The sequence below is a fragment of the Paenibacillus sp. FSL R7-0273 genome, from assembly GCF_000758625.1.
GTDB lineage: Bacteria > Bacillota > Bacilli > Paenibacillales > Paenibacillaceae > Paenibacillus_AQ.
Map to the genome: position 1 here is coordinate 3,242,485 of NZ_CP009283.1, position 17,081 is coordinate 3,259,565.

Sequence of the window (17,081 nt, forward strand, 5' to 3'; positions counted from 1 at the left end):
CTTGGCGGCAGGAGAGTGAGCTGTTTGGAAATTATCATCAGTAATAACCGCAACAAGCCGATCTATGAACAGATTACAGCCCAGATTAAAGCCATGATTATGAGCGGTGAGCTGAAGGCGGGAGACAGCATTCCCTCCATGCGGGCATTGGCCAAGTCCATTCAGGTTAGTGTCATTACGGTTCAGAAGGCATATGAGGATTTGCAGCGCGAGGGGTTTATTGAGACGACTGTCGGGCGCGGGAGCTTCGTGTCTGCGCTGAATAAGGAGCTTGTTCAGGAGGAGCAGCAAAAAAGAATCGAAGAGCATCTGATCACAGCCGTAGAAATTGCCCGAAGCAGCGGGATCAGGCGGGAGAAGCTGATGGAATTACTTAATCTTTTTTACGGGGAGGATACCAGATGATATATAACCTGGAAGTAGACGGTCTGACCAAAACGTATAACGGCTCTGATTTCAGCCTGGACAATGTTTCGTTCTCGATTCCCAGCGGGATGATTATGGGCTTTGTCGGTGAGAACGGAGCGGGTAAGACCACCACCATCAAATCCATTTTGAACACGGTTAAAATTGACGGCGGCACTATAAAGCTGCTGGGGAGAACGATGACAGACAAGGACACCGGAATCCGAGAAGATATTGGAGTCGTGCTGGATGCGGCCAATTTCTCGGGCATCCTCACCCCGGCTAGACTGGCAAAGGTAATGAGCGGTATTTACAGGCAATGGGATCAGGACGAGTACATAAGGCTTACAGGAAAGTTCGGCCTGCCAATGAACCGGAGACTCAAGGATTTCTCACGCGGGATGTCGATGAAGCTGGCGATCGCCGCAGCGCTGTCCCACCGTCCCAAGCTGCTGATTCTGGATGAAGCCACTTCGGGGCTTGATCCGGTTACCCGGGAGGAGATACTGGAGGTGTTTCAGGAGTTTGTGGAGGATGAGAGCCGCTCTATTCTGATGTCCTCCCACATTACAAGTGATCTGGAGAAAATCGCCGATTTCATTACCATCATCCATCAGGGGAAAATCATATTGACGGCCCCCAAGGACGAGCTGATCTACAACTATGGTATTGCCCGCTGCCGCCAGGAGCAGTTCATACGCATTGAGACGGCGGACCGGCTGTGCTACAGGAAAAGGGATTTTCAGACCGATGTGCTGGTGGGGGACCGCCAGGCTTTTGCGCAAAAATATGACGGGATCGTTGTTGATAACGTTTCGATTGATGAGATTCTGCTGTTTCTGGTAAAGGGGGAGAGGTAAATGAGAGGCTTGCTCTTAAACAATTACTATTCCATGCAAAGCAACTTAAAGGTGTCTCTGGGCATATCGTTATGTCTGCTGCTTGTATCTCTGTTTGCCAGTGATATTACAGCTCTTAATGCAGTGATAGCCGGGCAGATTATGGTGTTTTCGGTGAGCATTGGCGCTTCGCAGCAGGTGGATGAGGCGGCTAACTGGAACAGAATGGAGATTACCCTTCCGGTCAGACGCAGTACGGTTATCCATGCCAAATATCTTTCTTTTATCATGCTGATCGTTATGGGAATTGGAGTCAGCCTCTGTACTCCGGTACTTAACATGTTAAAAGCGGCTGACCCTGCCGGATTTGCCCAGCTGTGGAACGGTTATACCTTTGGCTTGTCTCTTTCGATCTCTACTATTTCGCTCTGCTTTCCGGCTATCCTGAAATTTGGTGTGGAAAAAAATGAAATGATGCTGTTTCTGTCAGCAGGGATATCAGTAGGCTTGCGGATCGGTGTATGGGCACTAATGAATTTTACCGGGAAAAGCGTTAACTTTAACGGCAGTGAGGTTGGCACAGGCTTCCTGATGCTGTCATTAGTAATGTTTGCGGTATCTTATCTGGTGTCTGTGCGGATTCAGCAGAGTAAGGAGTTCTAGCCTGCCGTGGTGACAAAACATGTGGAACTATGACGATATGCTGACTAGCGGCATGCTGCTGGACGAATTCCCGGGTATGCTTGAGAAATAACAGGTGGAAAAGGTGTGACAGCGGGTAATCCCGCTGTTTTTTTGTGTGCTGATGTATCGACAAATCGGTCTACAGGTTGTAAACTGGTAAAAACAGGAGGTCTACGGATTGTAAACCATGAGGAGCTGAATATATTGAAAGCAGTAAAGCTGACGGAAACAGAGGCCAGATTGGCAGAGCTGATCTGGAAGGGGGAGCCGCTGCCCTCCGGGGAGCTGGTGAAGCTGTGCGAAGCAGAGCTGGGCTGGAAGAAGTCCACTACCTATACCATGCTGAAGCGGCTGGAGGGTAAGGGGATGTTCCATAACGGAGAGGGCACGGTGGTATCCCTGATCAGCAAGGAGGAATTTCATGCCGAGCAGAGCAAGCGGTTCGTGGAAGAGACGTTCGGGGGCTCACTGCCCCGTTTTCTTGCGGCCTTTACCCGCAGCCGCAAGCTGGAGGACAAGGAGATTGACGAGCTGCTGAAGCTGATTAATGAGAAAGAGGAGGAATAGGCATGCCGGCCTTTTTTCAAACCGTTCTGCAGATGAGTATAACTGCCAGCTATGTCATCCTGCTTGTGCTGGTTGCCAGGCTGCTGCTTCGCAAGGCTCCGAAAGTGCTCTCGTATGTTCTTTGGTTCGCGGTGTTGTTCCGTCTGCTCTGTCCGCTGACCTTTGAAACTCCATATAGTCTGATTCCGGCACTGCTGCCTGAGTCAGGGACGGGCACTCTGCAGACAGCCTCCGGCTTGCAGACCGAAGTACAGCCCCTTACAGATACGGGGCAGGAAACTGCCGGAGCTGCAGCCCATACAGGAAACAATGATACCGGAGGTATCACAGCAGGGGCAGACGGCCAGGATATGCTGAATACTTCTGCAGTCACCGGAACAGCTGGTTCAACGCCTGATACAGCAGTACAACCTTCAGCGGCAGATCGCTGGAAGACAGCAGCAGTATACATCTGGCTCGGCGGGGCAGCGGTTATGCTGTCCGCGGGACTATTCTCCGCCATCCGGCTTAACAGACAATTAAAAGGGGCGCGGCATGAGGGCGGCCGCATCTATGAGTGGAGCAGAGCCCAAACGCCGTTTGTATTCGGAGTTATAAGACCCCGGATCATATTGCCATCCGGGCTTGGAGGGCATGAGCGGGGATATATCCTCCGGCATGAGCAGGTCCATATCAGGAGACTTGACCATTTGGCGAAGCTGGCTGCTTTTGCCGCACTCTGCCTGCACTGGTTCAATCCGCTGGTCTGGCTGGCTGTCCGCCTCATGGATGAGGATATGGAGAAATCCTGTGATGAGGCGGTGATCCGGGAGCTGGGCAGCAGCATTAAGAAGGAATATTCCACCTCGCTGCTTGCACTGTCCACCGGCCGGGCATTTCCCGGACGGACTCCGCTTGCTTTTGGGGAGAACAGCACAAAAGGGCGGATCAGGAATGTCCTGAATTACCGGAAGCCATCCTTCCTGGTGGTTATCTCCGCCGTTGCGTTAGTCATTATAACTGTTGCTATTGCCGGATTAACGGGAAATCTGCGGTCACACAGGATGACCGAAGCAGATTATGCCAAGCAATATATTACCGAGCAGATAGCCGGGATAGAGAACCGGATAAGCGGGGCTGTCATTGTTGACAGCGAGATGACTGTGTTCGAGCAGGCGGGCCGGGTAGAGGGGCTGCTGCCTGAGCCGCTTGAGCTGTGGCGGCTGGAATACCGGCTGGAGCCGGAGGATATCAGCAGGCTGCCTCTGGCCGGCGGAATGAACGAGATTGACGGCAAAATTACCGAGGATAGCTCAATGGGCAAGCCGGTGCTTGTGTTCGCCTATGAAGGAAATACACCGCGTTACGAGGGGGTAATCTGGACCGGAGCGTATGATCTGGGCATTCCGGCCGGACGGGAAACGGGCCTGCAGGCTTATTTCGAGGGTAAAGGGGTGCTGGACCATGAAACGTACAGCGGTAATCATGCAATTGCAAAGTTTGTGATGTCGGACGGAACAACAGCCCACCTGCTGCTGTCCCAGCCGGCTGTCCAGGGCAATTCCGGCATCTGGGTTGTTGAGCGCTGGAAAGACGGCAACGGCTATGAGTATTACGAGACTCCGGATACAGCCCTCCCTTCAGCGGAGTATTTTGCCGGGCTGCAGGCAGAGGCAGACCAAGGGCAAAAGGCGGCTGACCTGCTGGACCCTCAGACGGTCGCAGCCAGCTTCGTGCAGGAGGAGCTTGGCTGGAATCTTGCCAAGGAGAAGATTGGCCTGCAGATTCCCGCAACAGCAGCCGATTTCACTATATCACCCGTAAGTGAGCTGCTTGGCTATGTCAGCGGCATGACGCTCACGGAGCCCGGATTTAAATTTGATAATGCCGAATGGCTTACAGATAATGATGATCCTGCCCGGCTGCGGAGGCTGGGTATTGATCCGGAGCAAGATATGCCGGGAGGCTTCTATGTCCTTAATAAGCTTGCTATCAAGGACCCCCTGGAGCTGTCTGAACAGGCGGAGTTTGCTGTAATGGATGGCGCAACGCCAAAGACAGTCAGCAAGACGGAATTTGTAGAGCGGCTGGACTTAATGGCCGACTTCGGAATGCTGTGCACCGTTACAACACAGGACGGCAAGGTGATCCGGATAGCGGAGCGCTATCTGCCATAAAAAAAGAAGGCCGCACCTTTATTATAAGGTGCGGCCTTTATGCTCATAGCAGCCTGTAGCCTGCCGGCAGGGTTCCTTTACGCTGGATGGCACGGACCTGCGCCGCTGTCAGCCTCTGATTGGTTGAGATCAGCGATTCAACATCCCCGCGGCGCAGAATATCGTCAAGCTCACGGATGCTGCGGTTTCCGCGCAGAATGACGAAATTGTCCCGGAATGAGGAGCGGTCAAACAGCACAAGCGTTGCACCCGGATTCAGCGAGAAGAAGCGCAGGCTTTCAATCCCCGTGAGGACTGTGTCCACATCAGCAAAGCCGAGATTTCCCCGGTAAATACGGCGGCGTCCGCGGAAATTCTCTTGACTGTATACCGTTAATCTGGGATAAACGGCAGAACGTTTGATAGCTGGCATGATGCATTCCTCCTTGTTAGACTGATGCCTGATCCTTCCGGCATGTCATCATCCAGCATATGCAGCAGCCGGCGGTTCTGCAGTGCACACACGTCCATTCAGCAGGAATTCCGGTAATCGCGGGGGGCAGCCCCCATTACTTTTTTGAACATGCGGGAGAACTGGAACTGGTCTTTATAGCCGACGCTGCAGGCAATTTCACTGATGGAAAGGGCAGACTTGCGGATAAGCTCGCCGGCCCGGTTCATCCTGTACAGAATAACGTACTGCTGCGGCGTTACACCTGTAGCATCCTTGAAGACTTTAGACAGATATTTGCGGTTAATTCTAAGCCGTTCAGCCAGCTGGCCGACTGTCAGATCCGTTGCGTATTCCTGCTCAATGAAGGCAATCGTCTGCTCCACATAGTGGCCTTTGGCTCCGGTAGAGCCGGCCGGCACAGACGCCGGGTCCAGTATGACAGACAGGAAAGAATAGAGCGCACCCAGCAGCCGGAGCTCATCGGTCAGCGTATGCTCTGTCGCCTTGAACATTTCCAGAAAGCAGGCTTGAATATATTCGTCACGGCCAGAGCTGAATACAGGCTGTTCATCCGATAATTGCGACCGTTTGAGATAGTATTCCACCTGCATGCCATTGAAGGCAACCCAGGAATAGGTCCAGGGGTCTTCAGGGTCAGCACAGTAATAGGACAGATTCTCCGGACTGATCAGAAACCCCTGTCCTTTCTCCAGGCTGTATGACTTACCGCCGGTCCGGAACTCTCCTTTTCCGCTGTGGATGTAATGAATTTTGTAATAATCACGGACCATCGGGCCCACCTCATGACCTGACAGGCATTTCTCCGTTCCGCAATAGTATAATTTCAGATCGACGTTATGAATGTTGGAAAAATTAGAAAACTGGTATTGCACAATATCCATTTCAGCAGCACCTTCACTCTCTCCGCACGATATGCATGATGACATGATGCCATGAATCGGCGTTATTATGACATTCAGATGTAACGCTTACAAGCCTATACTAGAAGTAGACTTCTAGCTATTATACCAGGAGGCTGCCATCCCTGAGAAAGGGAATTGCCAGCTGTGAGGAGGCACTTGTATTGGATAATCATTTACTGCCGGACGGTGTATGGCCGGTTATGCTTACTCCGTTTACGGAGGAGAATGAGATAGACTATGCAGCATTGGAGGAGCTGATTGAATGGTATCTGGACAAGGGAGTCCACGGTTTATTCGCAGTATGCCTGTCCAGTGAAATGCTCTTTCTGTCGCTCGAAGAGAGAATAGCACTGGCCCGCTTTGTAGTTGAAAAGACAGCCGGGAGAGTTCCGGTAGTGGCTTCCGGACACAATTCAGATGATCTGGAGGAGCAGCTCACTGAGCTGTCGGCAATGGCCAAGACCGGAGTCGACGCAGTTGTTCTTGTAACCAGCCGGATTGCCGGACCTGAGGACGATGTTGAGGTATGGAAAAGCAACCTTCTGGCCATTATGGAAAGGCTGCCGGATGTAAAGCTGGGCCTGTACGAATGTCCGGTTCCTTACCACCGGCTGCTGACTCCGGAGCTGCTGCAATGGTGCGCACAAACCGGGCGTTTCTTCTTCCTTAAGGAGACAAGCTGTGATCTGGAGCAGATCAGACAGAAGGTTGACGCTGTTCAGGGGACGCCGCTCAAGATCTATAATGCTAACGGCACCTCCTACCTGGGATCATTACAGGCAGGGGCACACGGCTACAGCGGAATATTAACCAACTTCCATCTTGATTTATATGTATGGATTGCCCGCAGGTGGCAGCAGGAGGAGGAGCGTGCGGAGCAGCTGCAGACCCTTCTCGGGCCGCTCCATTTATTTGAGGGGCGCCACTATCCGGTCAATGCCAAATATCTGCTGCAGCAGGAGGGCCTTAAGCTGACTCTTCATTCAAGGGCGAGAAGCAGTGATGAGCTCAAACCGGTTCACCGGCTGGAGGTTGATCAGTTCCTGAAGCTTAGCCGCCTGTTCCGGCAAACCTTCCTTGCAGACAGGTAGCGTGCTGAGGCAGACAGCCTGAGCTGTACCCCGATCGGCCAGAGCCGGCAGCTGCCGCCAGGCTCTGGCTTATTTATGCCAGCTGCGCTTCCGCCGCCAGCATAAGCTGGTAAATCTTACGGGTAGTATTCACATTGCGGACGGTCATGAGCTTGTATACCCTGGTGCCGATCAGCTTGGCCATTCCGCTTTTGGTGACATTTCCGCGTTCTACGGAGTACAATACTGCGCCTGGAACGTACAGGAGTGTGCCGATCCCCGGCTTCAGCGGCAGCTCCTCCAGGACGGCTTCTGCATCCGCCTCCTCCCACAGAAACATAACATCACTTTTCAGCGTGTCATCGTTGCTCCAGGCATCCGGCAGCGCAGCAATAACGGTGCGCATCTGCTCCAAGCTCCGGAGTAAAACTTTAATGTCCAGGCTGAAATCTTTCAGAATGGCTTGTTCAAGCAGCTCCGGCAGAGCCTCCTGGGGATGATCACCGGCAGCAAAAATAATGTTTCCCGAATTAATATAGGTGGTTACCGAGGTCATCCCGGCCTGCTCAAACGTCTGCTTAAGCAGCTTCATGCTGATAATATTATTCCCGCCTACATTAATTCCGCGCAGTAAGGCAACATAGATCATAGGGTTTCCCGCCTTCGTTGTTCGTCTTTTTCATGTCCGTAAACTTTACAAACAGTATCTTAATCGATATACTTTAAATATAACATTTAAGGGTTAAGAACAACAGAAAGGGGCCTTACGCCAGTAGGCTCCTTTTGTATTTCTAACCCATTTCAAACAGGAGGGCGAAGGTCATTCACAAGGAAAAGATTATGGTATGTGTTCATTACGGTCCGCACGGAGAGCGTTTAATCCGGCGTGGTGTCCACCTGTCTGAGCTAATCGGGGCACCGCTTTACGTGCTCAACGTCGATAGTTCCGACACTGATGAATACAATCAGAGCAAGGAAATGTTTATGGCTGTCTGGAAACGTCTGGCTGAGGAAGCCGGAGCTGAATTCATGATCCGTAAACGGAGAGGCCGCAAGACAACTGATGTTATTGTCGAAGCAGCTGAAGAAAAGGAAGTAACCCAGATAATTATCGGACAGTCCGCGCAGACGCTGTGGCAGGAGCTGACCAAGCGCAACTTTGTCAATGAGCTGATCAGCAAGATGAAGATGATGGATCTGCATGTCGTAGCTGTACAGCGGATGCGTGCAGGCCTTGAGGAAACCCATGAGGAGGGTGTTATCTCCTACCTGGTGCAGAATGGCGGCGTATACCAGCTTAGTGATGAGCCGGAAGGGACCGATTACATCAAGGGTAAATTTTTCCACGAGCTGCACACCGAATTCGAGAATGGCTTGTTCAAAATTGAGCAAGATGGTAAAGCGAGATACTTGCATATCTGCGAGGGGATTTTGACAGACCCGCTGTAGCCGGTCTTGTCCTCTGGGAGTAAGTTCCAATGTTCACAACTTAACAAATACTGGGTGGAAAAGGAGGCTTGCCTTTGCTTCATATAACCGTTCTTGTTCCGTTTCTGCTGGCCCTAATGATAGCGCTTCTACGCGGGAAGCTGCCCCGGCTCCACAGAGGGTGGCTGGTGCTTGCAGGCCCGCTGGCGTTATTCGTTTATTTCTTGACCCGCATACCGGTCATCAAGGGAGGAGATTCCGGGTACGAGACTGTATCATGGATTCCGTCCCTTGGCATTGATCTGGTGTTCCACCTGGATGGTTTAAGCTTACTGTTCACATTGTTAATTACAGGAATGGGTGCGCTGGTTATTATCTATTCGATCTATTATCTGGACAAACGCAAAGAAGAGCTGACCCCGTTCTATGTCTATCTGATGTTATTTATGGGAGCTATGCTGGGCGTTGTATTGTCCGATAATCTGATGGTGCTGTACGGCTTCTGGGAGCTGACCAGCGTATCCTCCTTCCTGCTGATTGCTTTTTGGCACCGCAGACAGAAGTCACGTTACGGCGCACTGAAGTCCATGCTGATTACGGTCTTTGGCGGTCTGGCGATGTTCGCCGGCTTCCTGATGCTGTACGTCATGACCGGCACCTTCAGTATCCGTGAGATCTGGAGCCAGGCTGGTGACATCAGCGGGCAGGCACTGTTTATTCCTGCGATGCTTCTGATTCTGCTGGGCGCCTTCACCAAATCAGCCCAGTTTCCGTTTCACATCTGGCTGCCGGATGCAATGGAAGCACCGACTCCGGTCAGTGCCTATCTGCACTCGGCAACCATGGTCAAAGCCGGCCTTTATCTGGTCGCACGTTTCAGTCCGGTGTTTGCGGGGCAATATGAGTGGTTTTGGATTGTGTCGGGTGTCGGCCTGATCACCTTGATCTATGGATCGATCCAGGCGATGAAGCAGACGGACCTGAAGGCTCTATTAGCCTATTCTACAATCAGTCAGCTTGGACTGATTATGGGACTACTGGGAATGGGATCAGCAGCTTCATTCTATACGGGTGAAGAGGCTGTATACTTTACCGCCGCAACAACGGCAGCATTATTTCATTTATTTAATCATGCCATTTTCAAAGGCTCACTGTTCATGGTTGTCGGAATTGTCGACCATGAGACGAATACACGTGACCTGCGCAAGCTGGGCGGGCTGGTCTCACTGATGCCTGTAACCTTTACCGTTGCGCTGATCGGCAGCTTCTCGATGGCTGGCCTTCCGCCGTTCGCCGGCTTCCTAAGCAAGGAGATGTTCTTTACTGCCGTTCTGAATATCAGGGAGCTTGATATTCTGAGTGCGCAATCGCTGTTTACCATTGTTCCGGTGGTAGCCTGGATTGCGAGCATATTTACCTTTGCTTATAGCATGATTATGGTCTTCCATACCTTCTTTGGCAAATTTCAGCCGGAGAAGCTGGATAAAAAACCGCATGAGGCGCCATTCGGCCTGCTGCTGTCACCAATCCTGCTGGCACTGCTGGCGGTTGTGACCGGATTATTCCCCAACATGCTGTCTAAGACGCTCATTGTACCGGGAATGAACGCAATTCATCCGCAGATCGCAGCAAGCTCGCCTTTTTACGTAAATATCTATTTCTGGCATGGGTTTAACACTGAAGTATGGATGACGCTCGGCGTTATTGTTCTCGGTATTGTTGTGTACCGGGTTTACGGCCGTCTCAGTCTTGTTGACAGAGAGTGGGGCAGGGGCAGAGGCGTTACGCTGAACCAGGTCTATGACGGCAGCATCCGGCTGGTTGAACGGTCTTCACGTTCCATTACCAGTCTCTATATGACAGGCTCCATGCGCCACTATCTGATGTATATTTTCACATTGATCATTGTAATTGTAGGCGGCGCTTTGCTGTATACAGACGGTATCACGCTAGGGCAAGGCCAATATGCGCCGATTTCCTTCTTTGAGGTTGTTGCGGTGCTCGTTATGCTGACAGGTGCAGTAGCTATACCTTTTGCCAAATCGAGAGTGTCGGCGATTCTGCTCACGGGTATGGTAGGCTACATGGTAACTTTACTCTTTGTCCTGTTCCGGGCCCCTGATCTGGCGCTGACCCAGATGATTGTTGAAGTAGTATCGGTAACCCTGTTCCTGCTGTGCTTCCGCCATCTGCCTAGACTGGGCCGTGAGAAGGTCAAATTCCGGCTGAAGCTTCCTAAGCTGATCATTTCCATCGGCTTCGGGGCGACCATGACCATGGTGGCACTGGCGGCTCTTGACAGCAGCCCGTTCGAATCGATCTCAAGCTTTTATACCGAGAACAGCTATAAGCTGGGCGGCGGTAAAAATATCGTCAACGTGCTGCTTGTAGATTTCCGCGGATTCGATACCATGTTTGAAATCACGGTGCTGGGTCTGGCCTCACTGGCGATCTATTCCATGATCAAGCTGAAGGTTGAGCCGGACAATAAGCCTGCTGCCATAAAAAGCATGTTCGACGATGAGAAGCCGCGTTACTCCCGCAGTAACGATGTGCTGCTCCAGTCGGTAGCCAAGGTGGCTTTTGTAATCATCATAACCTTCTCGCTGTATCTGTTCTTTGCCGGGCATAACAATCCGGGCGGAGGCTTTATCGGAGCCCTGATGGCCGCAGCGGCGCTTGTGCTGCTGGCTATTGCATTCGGTATGGATTTCGTGGAAAAGGTGCTGCCTGTCAATTACCGTATTTTAATCGGGGTAGGCATTCTGATGGCATTCCTTACCGGGATAGGCTCCTTTTTCTTTGATGTGCCTTTCCTCAGCCAGGCCTTTGCTTATTTCGAGCTGCCGGTGATGGGCAAGACGGAGCTGACTACGGCGATGCTGTTCGATTTGGGTGTATACCTGTCTGTCATCGGTGTCACCATGAATATTATCTTTACGATCGGGAGGGATAACTGATGGAACTCCTTATTGCCCTGGCGATCGGTGTCCTGTTTACAGTAGGTGTGTATCTTGTCCTCTCCAAAAGCCTGCTCCGCATCCTGCTTGGCACTACGCTGATTACTCACGGTGTCCATCTGCTGCTGCTGACCATGGCCGGCCTGAAGACAGGCGCTTCTCCGCTGCTTGGCGAGAATGCCGATGCCTATGTCGATCCTTTGCCTCAGGCGCTTATCCTTACTTCGATTGTTATCAGCTTCGGGGTATCCGCATTCTTCATCGTTCTGGCTTACCGGGCTTACCGCTCGGCGGGCATGGATGATGTGGAAGGAAGCAGGGGGGAGAGAGAATGAACAATCTGCTTGTAATGCCTCTGCTGATTCCGGCCTTGACGGCGGTTATCCTTATTTTTCTGAAGGATAGAATCGGCCTGCAGCGCATAATCAGTGCTGTCAGCGGATTTATCAATATTGCTGTTGCTGCCTTAATTGTCTACCAGGTTCATACGGAAGGCATTCAGACGCTGTACATGGGGGGCTGGATGCCGCCTTACGGGATCGTCTTTGTAGCTGACATGTTTGCAGCACTGCTTGTCCTGACGACTTCCATAGTCGGGGCGGCCTGCCTGTTCTTTTCCTTTGCCAGCATCGGGGAAGAGCGGGAGCGCTTTTACTATTATGTATTCTTCCATTTCCTGCTAACCGGCGTTTCCGGATCTTTTCTTACGGGTGACCTGTTTAACCTGTTCGTATGCTTCGAGGTGCTGTTGGTCGCTTCATACTCCATGATTGTGCTGGGAGGCACGAGAGTCCAGCTGCGTGAAACGTTAAAATACATTCTGGTCAATGTGCTCTCGTCCAGCTTGTTTGTAGCTGCGATTGCTTATCTTTATGCAGCAACAGGCACGCTGAATATGGCTCATCTGGCCATGCGGGTAGCTGAAGCGGGGCAGGGCGGTGTGATGAATGTTATTGCCGTGCTGCTGCTCCTGGTGTTCTCGCTCAAAGCAGGACTGCTGCTGTTCTTCTGGCTTCCTGATTCCTACAGTGCGCCTCCGCTCGCGGTGAGGGCCTTGTTCGGAGCTTTGCTGACCAAAGTTGGGCTCTACGCCATCACACGCACCTTCACACTGATCTTTATTCATGATACGGGTCTGACGCATTCCCTGATGGGCTGGATGGCCGGGGCAACGATGATTCTCGGAGCGGTTGGAGCGCTGGCCTACAGCGATCTAAGCCGGATATTCAACTATAATATTATTATCAGCGTAGGCTTCCTTGCTTTTGGTATATCTGTCCTGACCCAGGATTCTCTAAACGGGGTTGTGTTCTATCTGATGCATGACATGATTGCCAAGGCATTGCTGTTCTTCCTGGGCGGCATGATTCTTGCAGCCTCGGGAACAGAACAGCTGAAGCAGATGGGCGGATTGATCCGCAGATACCCGTGGACCGGATGGATGTTCTTTATCCTGACGCTGGCTCTGGTAGGCGTGCCGCCGCTTAGCGGCTTTGCAGGAAAGGTTATGATGGTGCGCAGCGGCTTCGGCGAAGCGCATGTAGCCCTGGCCCTGATCGCGCTTGCGTCCAGCTTTGTTGTCCTGTACTCGCTGATTAAGGTGTTCCAGGAAGTGTTCTGGGGCGGTGAGCGGAGCGAAGACGAGATTCATCCCCTGCGCTATAAGGCGATGATGGCACCGGCTGCCGTGCTGTTTATACTCGTAATTCTGATGGGTGTCGGTGCCGAGACGGTGAACGGATTTGTAATGCAGGCTGGTGCCGTGCTGGCTGATCCGGCACAATACATTAACGCTGTCATGAGCATGAAGGAGTAGATGCAGATGGCTTTTCAAATATTATTGAATTTCATGATAGCGTTTCTGTGGATGTTCCTGAATAATGACTGGACAGCTTCCGGCTTCATCATCGGCTATGTACTCGGCATTCTCGTTCTGTTCGGGCTGCGGCGGTTCTTCGACGGACGGCTGTATCTCGGCAAAGGCTGGGCCATTATTAAGCTGGCAGTCCTGCTCTTGCGGGAGCTGGTCGTATCCAGTTATATCGTGGTAAAAGCGGTGCTGAGGCCGAATCTTGATATCCGTCCGGCCATCCTGATGTACACTACAGAGCTGAAGTCGGACTGGGAGGTTGCCGTACTCATTACACTCCTCTGCCTGACGCCGGGCTCGGTAGTGCTGGAGGTGTCCAAGGATAACCGGACCCTGTATATTCATGCAATGGATATTAAGGATGCCGAGCAGTTTAGAGACAACATCCGCAACACGTTCGAACGTGCCATACTGGAGGTGTCCCGCTCATGATTCACACTATACTCATGCTGTCGGTTTCGATTATGGTTATCTCAATCGGCATCTGTGCCTGGAGGCTGGTTAAAGGGCCGTCACTGCCGGACCGGGTTGCCGCACTGGATACCATAGGTATTAATCTGCTGGCGATGGTTGCGGTGCTGTCGGTGCTCTTTAAGACTCAATCCTTTATCGAATATATTCTGCTGATCGGCATTCTTTCTTTTATCGGGACGATGGCCTTTGCCAGATATATTGAAAGGAGAGTGGTGTTTGAGCATGGAGATGATCAAGACCGCGGTTGAACTGATATTTGCACTGCTAATTCTGACAGGGGCGCTGCTTAGTGCGGTGAGCTCGTTTGGGCTGATCCGGCTGCCTGATGTCTATCTGAGATCACATGCCGCTGCCAAAAGTGCTACGCTCGGAGTCTTGTGTGTGCTTAGCGGCGCATTTCTCTACTTTGCTGTTTTTCTCGATTTTATCAGCGCGAAGCTGCTGCTGGGAATTGTGTTCGTATTCATGACTTCTCCGTTGTCGGCCCATCTGACAGGGCGGGCCGCTTACCGGACTGGGGTGCCGCTCTGGAACAAGCGTATCCAGGATGATCTGAAAGATGTGCTGGAGAAGGAAAGAGTCAAATCCGATCCCACTGCTTAGCTAACGGATAGAAACAGGGATGTCTTCAGGCCATGAATGGCTGAGAAGCATCCCTGTTTTTTTGTGAATATGTTCCGGAGTTTCTTGTAAAACACTGAACCAGCTTCATGCTGCTTGCCGGGAGATCGCTATACAGACTGCGGCGTATTGTCTCTGCGGCTGGTGCGTTTCAGATATAGGTGCAGCATCATGTAGGAAACGATAAACGCTGCTGTGACGAGCCACAGGGGAATCCGCGGGTCGAGCTTGTAAGCCCAGCCGCCAATGATGCCTGCAGGTGCGGTGAATAACAGGATCAGCACAGACAGCATGGAGAATACCTTGGCCCGCTTGTCATCGTCAATGGCGTTTTGAACAGCAGCCTCCAGATAAGGCGAACTGATCATCAGGCCTACAGCCGCCAGAATGGTGCTGAGCCCGATCCACAGCAGGCTGGAGGAAGGATAGAGCACCAGCATGACATTCGATACTGCAGAAAGTCCGAAGCCGGCCATCATCGCACGGTGGGCAGCCTGATCCGGGATTTTGGGCATAAGCAGCCAGAGCGTCACCAGCATAATGATTGAGGATACAGCCGGGAACAGCGAGATGATGCCGCTGTCAAGCCGTAAATAGTCCGCCATATAGAGCGAGAGATAAGTCGTCTTCAGTGTTGCCTGGAAGTTGAACAGGATGTACACACCAAAGATAAGCAGCAGGTTACGGTCGGTACCGAGCTCCCGGAAAGCGCCGCCATATTCGACCATGCTCTCTCTAAGTCCCAGTTCACGGGTCTCCTGACGTTTTCGGATCCCTGCCTCAGTCTCACGTGTTGTCAGATGCCGGCCGACAAACTGAAAGGTCATGAATAGAAAGGCGATTACATACATAATCCGCATGCCTGTGACCATGCCGTATTGGTTCACCAGCAGGCCGCCGAGCGGGGCGAACAGCCCTCCGATCACCCCGATGATCTGCAGCAGGGTAAATACATAAGTCCGGTCTGACGGCTTGGTGTCCTCTACAATGAGGCAGTAAAAGGCAATATGCGGCACACGCTGGAAGCCGTTGATAATGGCTGCGGCCACAAAAAACCACAGGTTTTGTGAAAAAGCCCACAGTAAGGTAGCCAGACTCCAGCTGAGCAAATCAAAATACAGGATGGCCCGTTTGCGGCCCATGCGGTCGGTTAAATATCCGCTCAGCAGGGAAGAGAATACCTGCACAATCAGTCCGATGGTTGTGATCCAGCCGATGTTCAGCTCTGTCAGTCCAAGCTCATACATATACAAGGTAGCGTAGGTGGAGAACATGCTGAACGGGATCAGGAAAAAAGGCTCAAAGGTCAGGCAGCCCCGGCTGTTTCCCTGCAGCCGCGGAAAAATCGTTTTTGACATGAAGAAGTCCTCCGGATAGTAGTAAGAGATAGTAAGGTCCAAACTATTAAATGATAATTATAGAATAATGTCAACAACGGGGCTCTCGAAGAAATGCTGAAGTTGCAGCGGGGCTTGAAGTTACGGTAGACTTGATAAGATGGGTAAAGCTGTCGTCATTCCAACAAGTAAGGTGGTTAACATGTTTATAATTCTCGGAATCGTATTCGTCCTTTTGTACGCTGCAATCGTGTTCTACATCGGCTGGAGCGGCTGGAGCTGGATTAAGCCCGTCGTATCAGCCAGATTCCGCCTGGTCTATATCCTTTTGCTAGTCTTTCTGGCCAGCTCACTCATTCTATCCAGAGTAGTAGCGGGCTCAGCGGTGTTAAGTGTAATCGGCAGCTATTGGCTGGCCCTGTTCAGCTTGTCGGTTCTTCTTCTGCCGGTTATCCACCTTATTGTCTGGCTGACCAAGCTCTCACGTCTGCCGCGTCATGCCGTCCAGAAATGGTCGGGCATTATCACTTTACTGCTGCTTGTAGTCTTGATCGGGTTCGGGAGCTTTAACGCCTTTAATCCGGTAACCCGCTCTTACGATATCGTAATTGACAAGCCGGGCCCGGAGAACGGGGAGCTGCATATTGTAATGGCGTCTGACATGCATTTTGGCTATCTGTCCGGAGCAGGACATGCCAAGCGGATGGTTAAAGAGATTAACGCGCTGAAGCCGGATATCGTGCTGCTGCCCGGTGATATTATAGATGATGATATCGTGCCGTATAAGAACAAGGGGATAGGTGATATTCTTTCGGAGATCAATGCTCCGCTGGGAGTCTATGCCTCGCTGGGGAATCACGACCGGTTCAACGGGGAGATAGAGGAGCTGATCAGTCTGCTCGAGGAGAGCGGGATGCAGGTGCTCTATGACGAGGCAGTACAGGTTGGAGACTGGCTGACGCTAGTCGGACGGAAGGATTACAGTGATGATGAGCGGGCAGACCTTGCTGCTCTGACCCGGGGAATCGACCGGTCACAGCCGGTAGTCATGCTGGAGCATCAGCCGGTCGAGCTGGACATTGCAGAGGGGCAGGGCGTTGATCTGATGCTGTCCGGCCATACTCACCGCGGGCAGATTGCACCGGCCAACCTGATTACCTCTCGCATTTTTGAAAATGACTGGGGTTATCTGCAGAAAGGGCAGATGCACTCCATTGTATCCTCGGGATACGGCTTCTGGGGTCCTCCGATCCGAATCGGGTCACGGTCTGAGGTTGTGTCTATACATGTTAAGTTTGCAGAATAAAAAAAAGG

Annotated in this window: 18 protein-coding genes; 14 read left to right on the plus strand and 4 right to left on the minus strand. The window is 51.9% G+C overall.

The features are described from left to right. The first annotated feature begins 24 nt into the window (after positions 1-24). From R70723_RS13905 to R70723_RS32075, 5 genes are all read left to right on the plus strand, one after another. Positions 25-405 carry a GntR family transcriptional regulator gene (locus R70723_RS13905; protein ID WP_039872853.1) on the plus strand — a complete coding sequence of 127 codons (381 nt, stop codon included), beginning with the start codon at positions 25-27 and terminating at the stop codon, positions 403-405. Then, positions 402-1,265 carry an ABC transporter ATP-binding protein gene (locus R70723_RS13910; RefSeq protein WP_039872855.1) on the plus strand — a complete coding sequence of 288 codons (864 nt, stop codon included), beginning with the start codon at positions 402-404 and terminating at the stop codon, positions 1,263-1,265. Before R70723_RS13905 ends, R70723_RS13910 begins: the two co-directional genes overlap by 4 nt. Further along, on the plus strand, positions 1,266-1,907 hold the full coding sequence (locus R70723_RS13915) for an ABC-2 transporter permease (protein WP_039872856.1): 642 nt from the start codon (positions 1,266-1,268) through the stop codon (positions 1,905-1,907). 225 nt (positions 1,908-2,132) lie between these two features. Then, positions 2,133-2,495: a BlaI/MecI/CopY family transcriptional regulator gene (locus tag R70723_RS13920; protein WP_039872857.1), complete on the plus strand. Its 363-nt coding sequence runs from the start codon at positions 2,133-2,135 to the stop codon at positions 2,493-2,495. Positions 2,496-2,497: 2 nt separating this feature from the next. Then, on the plus strand, positions 2,498-4,651 hold the full coding sequence (locus tag R70723_RS32075) for a M56 family metallopeptidase (protein WP_052421312.1): 2,154 nt from the start codon (positions 2,498-2,500) through the stop codon (positions 4,649-4,651). A gap of 43 nt (positions 4,652-4,694) precedes the next feature. Here R70723_RS32075 and R70723_RS13930 read toward each other — a convergent pair whose 3' ends face one another. Together R70723_RS13930 and R70723_RS13935 are read right to left on the minus strand one after the other, a co-directional pair. Beyond that, positions 4,695-5,063: a hypothetical protein gene (locus tag R70723_RS13930; RefSeq protein WP_039872858.1), complete on the minus strand. Its 369-nt coding sequence runs from the start codon at positions 5,061-5,063 to the stop codon at positions 4,695-4,697. A 98-nt stretch (positions 5,064-5,161) separates the two neighbouring features. Then, on the minus strand, positions 5,162-5,986 hold the full coding sequence (locus R70723_RS13935; protein ID WP_039872860.1) for an AraC family transcriptional regulator: 825 nt from the start codon (positions 5,984-5,986) through the stop codon (positions 5,162-5,164). Positions 5,987-6,168: 182 nt separating this feature from the next. Here R70723_RS13935 and R70723_RS13940 point away from each other — a divergent pair, with 182 nt between their 5' ends. Next, the gene (locus R70723_RS13940) at positions 6,169-7,098 is read left to right on the plus strand and encodes a dihydrodipicolinate synthase family protein (protein ID WP_076418256.1); all 930 of its coding nucleotides are present in this window, start codon (positions 6,169-6,171) and stop codon (positions 7,096-7,098) included. Between the two features lie 73 nt (positions 7,099-7,171). Here the strand turns inward: R70723_RS13940 and R70723_RS13945 are convergent, their stop codons facing one another. After that, the gene (locus tag R70723_RS13945; protein ID WP_039872861.1) at positions 7,172-7,726 is read right to left on the minus strand and encodes a DUF1697 domain-containing protein; all 555 of its coding nucleotides are present in this window, start codon (positions 7,724-7,726) and stop codon (positions 7,172-7,174) included. A gap of 191 nt (positions 7,727-7,917) precedes the next feature. Here R70723_RS13945 and R70723_RS13950 point away from each other — a divergent pair, with 191 nt between their 5' ends. The 7 genes from R70723_RS13950 to mnhG all read left to right on the plus strand — a co-directional run bounded on the left by R70723_RS13950 (position 7,918) and on the right by mnhG (position 14,412). After that, positions 7,918-8,526, plus strand: a complete 609-nt coding sequence (locus R70723_RS13950) for an adenine nucleotide alpha hydrolase family protein (protein ID WP_039872862.1) — start codon at positions 7,918-7,920, stop codon at positions 8,524-8,526. 68 nt (positions 8,527-8,594) lie between these two features. After that, complete coding sequence (locus R70723_RS13955) at positions 8,595-11,465, plus strand: Na+/H+ antiporter subunit A (RefSeq protein WP_039872863.1); 2,871 nt, start codon at positions 8,595-8,597, stop codon at positions 11,463-11,465. Continuing rightward, positions 11,465-11,800, plus strand: a complete 336-nt coding sequence (locus R70723_RS13960) for a Na(+)/H(+) antiporter subunit C (RefSeq protein ID WP_039872865.1) — start codon at positions 11,465-11,467, stop codon at positions 11,798-11,800. The genes R70723_RS13955 and R70723_RS13960 overlap by 1 nt, the downstream gene beginning before the upstream one ends. After that, positions 11,797-13,281, plus strand: a complete 1,485-nt coding sequence (locus R70723_RS13965; RefSeq protein ID WP_039872867.1) for a Na+/H+ antiporter subunit D — start codon at positions 11,797-11,799, stop codon at positions 13,279-13,281. Before R70723_RS13960 ends, R70723_RS13965 begins: the two co-directional genes overlap by 4 nt. Before the next feature lie 6 nt (positions 13,282-13,287). Further along, positions 13,288-13,767: a Na+/H+ antiporter subunit E gene (locus R70723_RS13970; protein ID WP_039872869.1), complete on the plus strand. Its 480-nt coding sequence runs from the start codon at positions 13,288-13,290 to the stop codon at positions 13,765-13,767. Next, a complete protein-coding gene (locus R70723_RS13975) occupies positions 13,764-14,057 on the plus strand; it encodes a Na(+)/H(+) antiporter subunit F1 (protein ID WP_039872871.1) in 294 nt (97 codons plus the stop codon). The genes R70723_RS13970 and R70723_RS13975 overlap by 4 nt, the downstream gene beginning before the upstream one ends. Then, on the plus strand, positions 14,032-14,412 hold the full coding sequence (gene mnhG, locus R70723_RS13980) for a monovalent cation/H(+) antiporter subunit G (protein ID WP_039872873.1): 381 nt from the start codon (positions 14,032-14,034) through the stop codon (positions 14,410-14,412). The genes R70723_RS13975 and mnhG overlap by 26 nt, the downstream gene beginning before the upstream one ends. Positions 14,413-14,540: 128 nt before the next feature. On the opposite strand, the gene R70723_RS13985 is transcribed toward mnhG, so the two are convergent. After that, positions 14,541-15,788, minus strand: coding sequence for an MFS transporter (locus R70723_RS13985; RefSeq protein WP_039872874.1), 1,248 nt, complete (start codon positions 15,786-15,788; stop codon positions 14,541-14,543). A gap of 181 nt (positions 15,789-15,969) precedes the next feature. Here R70723_RS13985 and R70723_RS13990 point away from each other — a divergent pair, with 181 nt between their 5' ends. Further along, the gene (locus R70723_RS13990; protein ID WP_039872875.1) at positions 15,970-17,073 is read left to right on the plus strand and encodes a metallophosphoesterase; all 1,104 of its coding nucleotides are present in this window, start codon (positions 15,970-15,972) and stop codon (positions 17,071-17,073) included. Positions 17,074-17,081 lie beyond the last annotated feature (8 nt).